The following is a 10,538-nucleotide window of genomic DNA, read 5'->3' as shown; positions in this document are numbered from 1 at the left end:
GGGCGGGCTCAGCGGGCGTCGTCGGGGAGCAGGCGGGCCAGCGTGCGCACCGCCCGGTACTGGAGGGTCTTGATGGCGCCCTCGTTCTTCCCCATCACCCGGGCGGTCTCGGCGACCGACAGGCCCTGGAGGAAGCGGAGGGTCACGCATTCCTGCTGCTGGGGGTTGAGCTTGCGGACGGCTTCCAGCAGGGCCGCGTTGGAGAGGGATTCCAGGACCGATTCCTCGGGGGACCGCTCCACCTCGTTGGCGTCCAGCATCTCGCCCGTGGTCACTTCCAGGCGGAAGCGGCTGGACTTGAAGTGGTCGGCGACCAGGTTGCGGGCGATGGTCACGAGCCAGGCGCCGAAGTCGCGGCCCTGCCAGGTGAAGGTGGAGATGCGGCGCAGCGCGCGCAGGAAGGTCTCGCTGGTGAGGTCCTCCGCGGTCGCCTTGCCGCCGACGCGGTAGTAGATGTAGCGGTAGACCGTGTCGCTGTACTGGTCGTAGAGCCGCCCGAACGCCTCGGCCTCGCCGGCCTGGGCGCGCTCGACCAGGTCCATCATGCGGGCCTGGTCGCTGTCCGCGGTGGGGCGGCGCGCGGCCGGTGCACCCGTGCCGGTCGCGGTGGCGCCGCCCGTGCGACCGCGTCTGCCCACCGTCGCTCCGCCGTCGGCCAGGGCATAGCAAGGACCGGCCGGGCCTAGGCCGGCGGCGAAGGAGGGGACGGCGTACGCGGTGGGGACGAAGCCGCGCAGGTGGCCGAGGACCGTTGCGCGCAGCGTAGCCAGGCCCGAGGCGTCAACCCCGACAGGTGGGTACACGGGACTCCCAGAGGCAGAGCTTCCATCACGTGCAGTGCGAGGCCGTTCACCCGTCGTGGCGACAGATGGGCGGCGGCATGCGTCTGAGGAGAATAACGCTTCGTACAGGCGGCACTACACCCAGTTGCTCAAATCATCGATTCCGACACTTCTGTTGCATGTCGAAGGCGTTTTCGGTCGCAATTCGTGATCGGTTGCCGATCACTTCGCGACTCGGAATGGGCGGTTCCACGTTGGCTCGCGACCGAGTCGCGCATGCGTGCGTGCCCTCCCGCGGGCGCGGGTAAGGGTGAGGGAATGTCCGCCGGGCGGCGGACGGAGAGTCGACCGGGGCGCGGCCGGGCGGCCCCGGCCTGCTCCGGTGCAGGCGGCGGCCCGAACGGGGGGCTGTGCCGGGCTACTTGCGGCGGCGGTGCAGTGCGATGGCGGCGGCCGCGCCGCCCGCGATCGCGCCGACCCCGGCGGCCGCCGGGACGCCGACCTTCACGGCCTTGCGGCCGGTCCGATAGTCGCGCAGCCGCCAGTCGTGTTCCCGGGCATGCTTGCGCAGTTTTGTGTCCGGATTGATCGCGTACGGATGCCCGACCAGTGACAGCATCGGAATGTCGTTGTGCGAATCGGAGTACGCCGCACAGCGCTCCAGGTCGAGCCCCTCGGCCGTGGCCAGCGCGCGGACCGCCTCCGCCTTCGCCGGGCCGTGCAGGGGCTCGCCGACGAGGCGGCCGGTGTAGACGCCGTCGACGGACTCGGCGACCGTGCCGAGCGCGCCGGTCAGGCCGAGCCTGCGGGCGATGATCGTGGCGGTCTCCACCGGGGCGGCCGTGACGAGCCAGACCTTCTGGCCGGCGTCGAGGTGGGCCTGGGCGAGGGCGCGGGTGCCCGGCCAGATCCGCTCGGCCATGTACTCGTCGTAGATCTCCTCGCCGATCGCCATGAGCTCGCTGACCCGGTGGCCCTTGACGATGGACAGGGCGCTGTCGCGGGCGTCCTGCATGTGCTCGGGGTCCTCCACCCCGGCGAGCCGGAACCAGGCCTGCTGCCAGGCGAAGCGGGCCAGTTCGCGGCGGCGGAAGAACTCCCGCTTGTACAGGCCGCGGCCGAAATGGAAGATCGCGGCGCCCTGCATGACGGTGTTGTCGAGGTCGAAGAAGGCCGCGGCGAGGGCGTCGCCCGCGACCGGGAACTCGGGTTCGGGGGCCTGCGGCGCCTCTTCCTCCGCGGCGACGGGGCCGGGTGCGGCCTCCGCTTCGAGGACCTGTGCGGTCTTGCGGGCGGCCTCGGCCGAGGCCTCGCCTGCCAGCACGCTCCGCGCGGTGGCGGAGCGCCTACGGGGGGTGAGCCATCCAGGAGCGGCCATGACGCGAGCATAGCCACTGTGTTCGGGAGTCCCGAACCGCGGCGGTGCCGGGCGCGTGAACTCTTCGGTGCCGGGGCGTGACGGACCGGCGCGCGAGAATGGGGCACATGAGCCCTTTGCTGCGCCGTAAGGAAAAGAAGAGTCCCGCCGAGCGGATGGTCACCCTCGTCGGGAAGCCCGGGTGCCACCTCTGCGACGACGCCGAGGCGGTGATCGAGGAGGTCTGCGCCGAGGTCGGGGCGCCGTGGGAGAAGAAGGACATCACGCAGGACGAGGAGCTCTACCGGCGGCACTGGGAGCAGATCCCGGTGGTGCTCATCGACGGCGAACAGCACACCTTCTGGAGGGTGAACCCGGACCGGCTGCGCCGGGCGTTGCAGGGCTGACCGTGCGGCCGGTTGGCATCATGGGCGGTTTGTGGGGTCTCGGGGGCGTATTGATGAGGAGTGTGTACCGTTTTGCCCCCGACGGGATGTGAACGGGTTCGGTACGTTGTGGGCCCTCACCCCGCGTGTCCGGCTCGCGTGACCCCGGTCACTTTGGGCGGACAAAGCGGACACAATCTTTGTGCACGCGTTCACAAAGACATAGCCTGCTGTCGACGGGGCGGTCCAGGGACGAGTGACCGCCTTCAGCCCCGCTCATCCCGCAGGAGCACCGTGGCAACTGGCCGAACTCACCGACCGGCGACCCGCAGCCGAGGTATCCCCGAGGCCACCGTCGCCCGGCTCCCGCTGTACCTGCGCGCCCTCACCGCGCTCTCCGAGCGCTCGGTGCCCACCGTGTCCTCCGAAGAGCTGGCGGCGGCCGCCGGAGTCAACTCCGCCAAGCTCCGCAAGGACTTCTCCTACCTGGGTTCCTACGGCACCCGCGGCGTCGGCTACGACGTCGAGTACCTGGTCTACCAGATCTCCCGCGAGCTCGGCCTGACCCAGGACTGGCCCGTCGTCATCGTCGGCATCGGCAACCTCGGCGCGGCCCTCGCCAACTACGGCGGCTTCGCCTCCCGAGGCTTCCGGGTCGCCGCCCTCATCGACGCGGACCCGGCCATGGCCGGCAAGCCGGTCGCCGGCATGCCCGTCCAGCACACCGACGACCTGGAGAAGATCATCCGGGAGAACGGCGTCTCCATCGGCGTCATCGCGACCCCGGCCGGAGCCGCCCAGCAGGTCAGCGAGCGCCTGATCGCCGCCGGCGTCACCTCCATCCTGAACTTCGCACCGACCGTGCTCTCCGTGCCGGACGGCGTCGACGTGCGCAAGGTCGACCTGTCGATCGAGCTGCAGATCCTGGCCTTCCACGAGCAGCGCAAGGCCGGTGAGGAGCCCGGCGCCGGCACGGCCGCCGCCGCCGCTGCTGCTGCCGGTCAGGCCCCCCAGGCCACGGCGTCCCCCGCCGCCGGCAGCCGCAAGAGCGGCCCCGACGGCGACGTCCCGGCGGTGATGCCGGCATGAGTCTGCTCGTCGTAGGCCTGAGCCACCGCAGCGCCCCCGTCAGCGTCCTGGAGCGCGCCGCGCTGTCCGCCGACGCCAAGGTGAAGCTGCTGCACGACACCGTCGCCGCGGAGCCCGCGACGGAGGCGACCGTCCTCGCCACCTGCAACCGCATCGAGCTGTACGCGGACGTCGACAAGTTCCACGCCGGCGTCGCCGAGCTGTCCACGCTGCTGGCCCAGCACAGTGGGGTCGCCCTGGAGGAACTCACCCCCTACCTGTACGTCCACTACGAGGACCGCGCCGTCCACCACCTCTTCTCGGTGGCCTGCGGCCTGGACTCGATGGTGGTCGGCGAGGGCCAGATCCTCGGCCAGATCAAGGACGCCCTGGCCCTGGGCCAGGAGCTCCACACGGCCGGCCGCCTCGTCAACGACCTCTTCCAGCAGGCGCTGCGGGTCGGCAAGCGGGCCCACTCCGAGACCGGCATCGACCGGGCCGGGCAGTCGCTCGTCACCTTCGGGCTGGAGCAGCTGACCGCCGGACGCGAGACCGTCGAGGCCTGGGCCGCCGGCAAGCGCGCCCTCGTGATCGGCGCCGGCTCGATGTCCTCGCTGGCCGCCGCGACCCTCGCCCGCGTGGGCGTCGCCGAGATCGTCGTCGCCAACAGGACCGCGGAGCGCGCGGACCGTTTGGCCGAGATTCTGGTTGCCTCAGGCACTGGGGTGGCCGCCCGGGCCGTCCCCATGGCCGGCGTCACCGCCGAACTGACACGAGTCGACGTGGTCGTCTCCTGCACCGGCGCCACCGGCCTCGTCCTGACCGGCGACGACATCGCCTCCGCCGTCGCGGACGGCGGCCCGGCCGGCCTCCTCCCCGGACAGGCCGCCCCGGCACCGGCCGCACGCCCCGCCACCGGCGGGGCCACCACCGCCGAGCCGCCCGTCGCCGGCCTCGACCCGGAGGTCGTCGCCCGCCTCGCCGCCGTCGCCGCCGCCGGAGGCCGCCTCGCCGACGCCGGAGGCGCCCGCACCATCACCGCCGCCGGCGCCACCGGCCCCGGCGCGGACCGCGACGGCTGCCCCGTCGACGCCCCGGCCCCCGCCGGCCGCGCCGCGCTCACCGGGGTCGACGCCACCGCCCTCGAACTCCACGGCACCTGGGCCGACCAGGGCGAGGCCGCCGCCCAGCGGCAGCCACGCCGCGGCACCCGCAGCCACGCCGACGGCGCCCCCGCCCGGCTGGCCCTGCTCGACCTGGCCATGCCCCGCGACATCGACGCCGCCGTGCACCGCATCCCCGGCGTCCGCCTGGTCGACATCGAATCCCTCGCGGAGGCCGCCGCCGACGCGCCGATGGCCGCCGACGTCGACGCCGTCCGCGGCATCGTCGCCGACGAGGTCGCCGCGTTCGGCGCCGCCCAGCGCGCCGCGCACATCACCCCGACCGTCGTCGCCCTGCGCGCGATGGCCGCCGAGGTCGTGGCCATGGAGGTCGCGCGCCTCGACGGGCGCCTGCCCGAGCTCGACGAACGGCAGCGGGCCGAGGTCACCCAGACCGTCCGCCGCGTCGTCGACAAGCTCCTGCACGCGCCGACCGTGCGCGTCAAACAGCTCGCCAGCGAGCCCGGCGGCGCCGGGTACGCCGAAGCGCTGCGCGAACTCTTCGACCTCGACCCGCAGACGGTGGCCTCCGTCAGCCGGGCCGACGCGGCCGGCATTGCCGGCGCGACCGCCGCAGCAGGCACGGCCGGCACGGCAGACCAGAACCACGACTCAGGACGGGCATCATGAATTCACGTTCCGACCAGCCCCTCCGGCTCGGCACGCGGCGCAGCAAGCTGGCCATGTCCCAGTCCGGCCACGTCGCCGACGCCGTACGGGAGATCACCGGCCGCCCCGTCGAGCTCGTGGAGATCACCACCTACGGTGACGTGTCCCGCGAGCACCTCGCGCAGATCGGCGGCACCGGCGTGTTCGTCACCGCCCTGCGCGACGCCCTGCTGCGCGGCGAGGTCGACTTCGCCGTCCACTCGCTCAAGGACCTGCCGACCGCCCAGCCCGAGGACCTCGTCATCGCGGCCATGCCGCTGCGCGAGGACCCGCGCGACGCGCTCGTCGCCCGCGACGGCCTGACCTTCGAGCAGCTGCCCGACGGCGCCCGCATCGGCACCGGTTCGCCGCGCCGCACCGCGCAGCTCAACCACCACGCGCGTGCCCTCGGCAAGCGCATCGAGACCGTCGCCATTCGGGGGAATGTCGACACCCGCATCGGCTACGTCCGCGACGGAGGGCTCGACGCCGTCGTGCTCGCCGCCGCCGGCCTCAACCGGATCGGCCGCAGCGCCGAAGTGACCGAGTACCTGCCGGTCGACAGTGTGCTGCCCGCCCCCGGCCAGGGCGCCCTGGCCGTGGAGTGCCTCGCGTCCGACGCGGACCTCATCGCGGCCCTCGGCCGGCTCGACGATCCGCACACCCGGGCCGCCGTGACCGCCGAGCGGTCCCTGCTCGCCGCCCTGGAAGCCGGCTGCAGCGCCCCCGTGGGCGCGTACGCCGACTTCCCGGCCGACGGGGAGATTGTCAATGAAATGCGCCTGCGCGGCGTCGTCGGCACCCTCGACGGCGCAACGCTCGTGCAGCTGTCCACCACCGGTCCCGTGCCCCAGTCGTACGACGAGGCCATGGCGCTCGGCCGCGAACTCGCGGACGAGATGCTGGCGAAGGGCGCGGCCGGTCTGATGGGGGAGCGATCCCTTTGAACCCCTCACGTCCGACCACCTCCGCTCTTCCGGCCGCCGCCGCCGCGGGCCACGGGCACGTCACGTTCCTCGGCGCCGGCCCCGGCGACCCGGGTCTGCTGACGCTGCGCGCCGTCGAGGCGCTCGCCGCCGCCGACGTGCTGATCGCGGAGCCCGAGGTGCTCGAGGTCGTCCGCACGCACGCGCGCGCCGGAGTGGACACGCCACAGCTGACGATCGCTGACGAGGCGTCAGCAGCCGCCGGTGTACCGGTGATCCGGGACGCGGCCAATCTTGTCATGGAGGCAGCGCGCTCCGGCAGGCGGGTCGTGCGTGCCGTCACCGGCGACCCCGGACTCGACGGCAACGCCGCCTCCGAGATGCTCGCCTGCGCCACCGACGGCATCCCCTTCGAGGTGGTGCCCGGTGTCGCGACCGCCGTCGGCGTGCCCGCCTACGCGGGTGTGCCGCTGCGCGGCGAGCAGGGCGCCGACGTGCGGTTCGTGGACGCCCGCAACGCCTCCGCGCGCTGCTGGAGCGAGGTCGGCGCCAGCACCGGCACCGTCGTCGTCTCGGCGACGCTGGAGACCGTGCCCGCCGCCTGCGCCGAGCTGGTCGCCGCCGGACGCGGGGCCGACACCCCGCTGACCGTGACCGTCGCCGGCACGACGACCCGGCAGCGGACGTGGAACGCCACCCTCGGCACCATCGCCCAGGTGTTCAAGCAGGGCAAGATCCTCCCCTCGCCCGAGGGCGGCCGCCCCGTGATAGCCGTGGTCGGTGAGCCCGGCGCCGCCGCGCGGCGCGAGGAGCTGGCCTGGTTCGAGTCGAAGCCGCTGTTCGGCTGGCGGGTGCTCGTACCGCGCACCAAGGAGCAGGCCGCTTCGCTCTCCGACCAGCTGCGTTCCTACGGCGCGGTCCCGCACGAGGTGCCGACCATCGCCGTGGAGCCGCCGCGCACCCCGCAGCAGATGGAGCGCGCGGTCAAGGGCCTGGTGACGGGCCGCTACGAGTGGATCGCCTTCACCTCGGTCAACGCGGTCAAGGCGGTGCGCGAGAAGTTCGAGGAGTACGGCCTCGACGCCCGGGCTTTTGCCGGCATCAAGGTCGCCGCGGTCGGCGAGCAGACCGCCGCCGCGCTGGTCGAGTTCGGCGTCAAGCCGGACCTCGTGCCCAGCGGGGAGCAGTCCGCGGCCGGCCTGCTGGAGGACTGGCCGCCGTACGACCCGGTCTTCGACCCCATCGACCGCGTCTTCCTGCCGCGCGCCGACATCGCCACGGAGACCCTGGTCGCGGGTCTGATAGAGCTCGGCTGGGAGGTCGACGACGTCACCGCCTACCGGACCGTACGGGCCTCGCCGCCGCCGGCGGACACCCGCGAGGCGATCAAGGGCGGCGGCTTCGACGCCGTTCTCTTCACCTCCAGCTCGACCGTCCGCAACCTGGTCGGCATCGCGGGCAAGCCGCACAACGTGACCGTGATCGCCTGCATCGGCCCGGCGACGGCGAAGACGGCCGAGGAGCACGGGCTCCGCGTCGACGTCCTGTCGCCGGAGCCGAGCGTCAGCAAGCTCGCGGAGGCGCTCGCCGAGTACGGCGCGGCCCGCCGCGAGGCGGCCCGGGAGGCCGGGGAGACCGTGTCCCGGCCGAGCGAGCGCCGCCCCGGCGCCCGCCGCCGGCGCACCACCTGACGGACTGCGGGCTGTAGCCGGCAAAGGGCCCGGGGGCTTCCCCCGGGCCCTTTGCCGTACCCCGGCGGGGCCGGGCCCTAGGCTGGTGCCGACTGCTGTCGAAGCTCGAAGAGGCGACTGAAGATGAGCGCGTACGGATCCTTCCCCGGCTCGCGGCCCCGCCGGCTGCGCACCACCCCGGCGATGCGGCGGATGGTCGCGGAGACCCGGCTGCACCCCTCGGACCTGATCCTCCCGGCGTTCGTCCGGGAAGGCATCAGCGAGCCGCTGGCGATCTCGGCCATGCCGGGCGTGGTCCAGCACACCCGGGACACGCTGCGGAAGGCCGCCGTCGAGGCGGTCGAGGCCGGCGTCGCCGGGATCATGCTGTTCGGCGTTCCGGCGGACGAGAACAAGGACGCGCTCGGCACGGCCGGCACCGAGCCGGACGGCATCCTCCAGGTCGCCATCCGCGACGTGAAGGCCGAGGTCGGCGACGACCTCGTCATCATGTCCGACCTCTGCCTCGACGAGTACACCGACCACGGACACTGCGGCGTCCTCGACGCGCAGGGCCGCGTCGACAACGACGCCACGCTGGAGCGGTACGCGGAGATGGCCCAGGTCCAGGCCGACGCCGGCGTCCACGTCGTCGGCCCCAGCGGCATGATGGACGGCCAGGTCGGCGTGATCCGCGACGCGCTCGACGAGACCGGCCACGAGGACGTGTCGATCCTCGCCTACACGGCGAAGTACTCCTCCGCCTTCTACGGGCCGTTCCGCGAGGCCGTCGCCTCCAGCCTGCAGGGCGACCGCAAGACCTACCAGCAGGACCCGGCCAACGCCCGGGAGTCCCTGCGGGAGCTGGCCCTCGACCTGGAGGAGGGCGCCGACATGGTCATGGTCAAGCCGGCCGGCCCCTACCTGGACATCCTGTACCGGGTCGCGCAGGCCGTGGACGTGCCGGTCGCGGCGTACCAGATCAGCGGCGAGTACGCGATGATCGAGGCCGCCGCCGAGAAGGGCTGGATCGAGCGCGACCGGGCCATCCTGGAGACCCTGACGGGCATCAAGCGGGCCGGCGCCGACACCATCCTCACGTACTGGGCCACCGAGGTCGCCGGCCGGCTCCGCGACGAACGCTGAGCCGCGGAGCACCCACCGCTCCGCCCCCTCGTGACGAAGCCCCGTCTCCTCCCGCAAGGGGAGGGGACGGGGCTTACCTGTGGGGTCGGGCGGGGGTGAACCCGGCGACGTGGGCGGGCGGTCCGGAGGCGGCCGACGGCGATGCCTCAGGGGGTGAGGCGGGCCGCCAGGGTCGGCAGCAGGCGGAGCGCGTTGGCCCGGCCGATCTCCGCCCGCTCGGCCTCCGTCCACCCGTCGTACGCGGCGAAGCCGGCCGTGTTCTCGGTGGTGTGGGAGGCGGGCATGAAGGGGTAGTCGCTGCCGTAGAGGATGCGGCCGGTCCCCGCGAGGCGGGTCAGGGCGGGCAGCGCGAACTCGTTGGCGGACATGGCGATGTCGTAGTGCAGCCGACCCAGCGCACTGATCACGTCCTGCGGGGCCCGGTCCTTCAGGTAGGCGCCGATGGTGGGGCCGTACGTGAGCCGGCGGGCCAGGAACGGCAGCGTGCCGCCCGCGTGCGAGAGGATCAGCCGCAGGTCCGGCAGCCGGTCGAGGACGCCGTTGAAGAGCAGGCTCGCCGCCGTACGGGTCGTCTCGAAGGTGAACTCGTAGAGGGACGCGGGCAGGTCGAAGGTCGCCAGGTCCCGGTTCGGCGGGGTGGCCGGGTGGACGTGGACGGCCGTGCCCCGCTCGGCGATCTCCGCGAACAGCGGCTCGAACTCCGGATCGCCGAGGTAGCGCTGCCCGTACGAGGTCAACACCCCCACCCCGTCCAGCCCCAACTCGCCGAGTGCATAGTCGAGTTCCGCCCGCGCGGCGGCCACGTCGGGCAGCGGCAGGATCGCGAACGCGCCGAACCGGGTCGGGTGTTCGCGGACCAGCTCCGCGAAGTACTCGTTCACCTGGCGGGCCAGCTTCGAAGCGTCCGGGCCGTCGAGGAAGGTGACCCCGGGAGCGGTGATGGACAGGACGGCGGCGGCGATCCCGTGCGCGTCCATGACCTCCAGGCTGCGCTCCGGGGTCCACGACGTGGGGTAGTCCACCCCCGGAATGGCCTTCCGGGCACCGAGGGCCTCGGCGTACAGGGGCGGGACGGCGTGGTGGTGGACGTCGATCAGGCTGGTGGGTGCGGGCATGCGGAAGCTCCAGGCGTGAGGACGACGAAGGGCACTGGGGGCGGGCAGGAACCCTGGGGAACCCCACGCCCTAGCGGAGTGGCCAGACGCGGCCCGGCGTGTCGGGCTGCGGCCCGGTGCGCCAGCACCGCAACCAGGTCACGGCACGGGCCCAGGGCCGCCTGGCCCTCGGCTGTTCCCCTGCTCCCCGCGCTCTGCCCATGCGGTGCACGGTAGGACGGGCGCGGCGGCAGGATCACGGGCCGACGGGGGAGTCCGTCAGCTCGGGGGCCGGGTG

9 protein-coding genes are annotated in these 10,538 nt (G+C 73.3%); 6 read left to right on the top strand and 3 right to left on the bottom strand.

Annotated features, from left to right (window positions below; genetic code table 11):
• Window positions 1-8 precede the first annotated feature (8 nt).
• Both HYE82_RS28285 and HYE82_RS28280 read right to left on the bottom strand, forming a co-directional pair.
• Window positions 9-803 (bottom strand): ECF subfamily RNA polymerase sigma factor, BldN family, encoded by a 795-nt coding sequence (locus HYE82_RS28285; RefSeq protein ID WP_179177009.1) that lies wholly within the window; start codon window positions 801-803, stop codon window positions 9-11.
• A 397-nt stretch (window positions 804-1,200) separates the two neighbouring features.
• Complete coding sequence (locus HYE82_RS28280) at window positions 1,201-2,160, bottom strand: HAD family phosphatase (RefSeq protein ID WP_179177008.1); 960 nt, start codon at window positions 2,158-2,160, stop codon at window positions 1,201-1,203.
• A 98-nt stretch (window positions 2,161-2,258) separates the two neighbouring features.
• Between HYE82_RS28280 and HYE82_RS28275 the strand changes: the two genes are divergently transcribed.
• From HYE82_RS28275 to hemB, 6 genes are all read left to right on the top strand, one after another.
• A complete protein-coding gene (locus HYE82_RS28275) occupies window positions 2,259-2,546 on the top strand; it encodes a glutaredoxin family protein (protein ID WP_179177007.1) in 288 nt (95 codons plus the stop codon).
• Between the two features lie 273 nt (window positions 2,547-2,819).
• A complete protein-coding gene (locus tag HYE82_RS28270) occupies window positions 2,820-3,614 on the top strand; it encodes a redox-sensing transcriptional repressor Rex (protein WP_179177006.1) in 795 nt (264 codons plus the stop codon).
• Window positions 3,611-5,386, top strand: coding sequence for a glutamyl-tRNA reductase (locus HYE82_RS28265; protein ID WP_179177005.1), 1,776 nt, complete (start codon window positions 3,611-3,613; stop codon window positions 5,384-5,386). The genes HYE82_RS28270 and HYE82_RS28265 overlap by 4 nt, the downstream gene beginning before the upstream one ends.
• Window positions 5,383-6,351: a hydroxymethylbilane synthase gene (gene hemC / locus HYE82_RS28260; RefSeq protein ID WP_179177004.1), complete on the top strand. Its 969-nt coding sequence runs from the start codon at window positions 5,383-5,385 to the stop codon at window positions 6,349-6,351. Before HYE82_RS28265 ends, hemC begins: the two co-directional genes overlap by 4 nt.
• Window positions 6,348-8,021, top strand: a complete 1,674-nt coding sequence (locus HYE82_RS28255) for a bifunctional uroporphyrinogen-III C-methyltransferase/uroporphyrinogen-III synthase (protein ID WP_179177003.1) — start codon at window positions 6,348-6,350, stop codon at window positions 8,019-8,021. Before hemC ends, HYE82_RS28255 begins: the two co-directional genes overlap by 4 nt.
• A 123-nt stretch (window positions 8,022-8,144) precedes the next feature.
• Window positions 8,145-9,146 (top strand): porphobilinogen synthase, encoded by a 1,002-nt coding sequence (hemB, locus tag HYE82_RS28250; protein WP_179177002.1) that lies wholly within the window; start codon window positions 8,145-8,147, stop codon window positions 9,144-9,146.
• A 146-nt stretch (window positions 9,147-9,292) separates the two neighbouring features.
• Here the strand turns inward: hemB and HYE82_RS28245 are convergent, their stop codons facing one another.
• The gene (locus HYE82_RS28245) at window positions 9,293-10,261 is read right to left on the bottom strand and encodes an amidohydrolase family protein (RefSeq protein ID WP_179177001.1); all 969 of its coding nucleotides are present in this window, start codon (window positions 10,259-10,261) and stop codon (window positions 9,293-9,295) included.
• Window positions 10,262-10,538 lie beyond the last annotated feature (277 nt).

Source organism: Streptomyces sp. BR123 (assembly GCF_013401435.1).
Lineage (GTDB): Bacteria > Actinomycetota > Actinomycetes > Streptomycetales > Streptomycetaceae > Streptomyces.
This window is presented reverse-complemented; position numbering and strand designations above follow the sequence as displayed.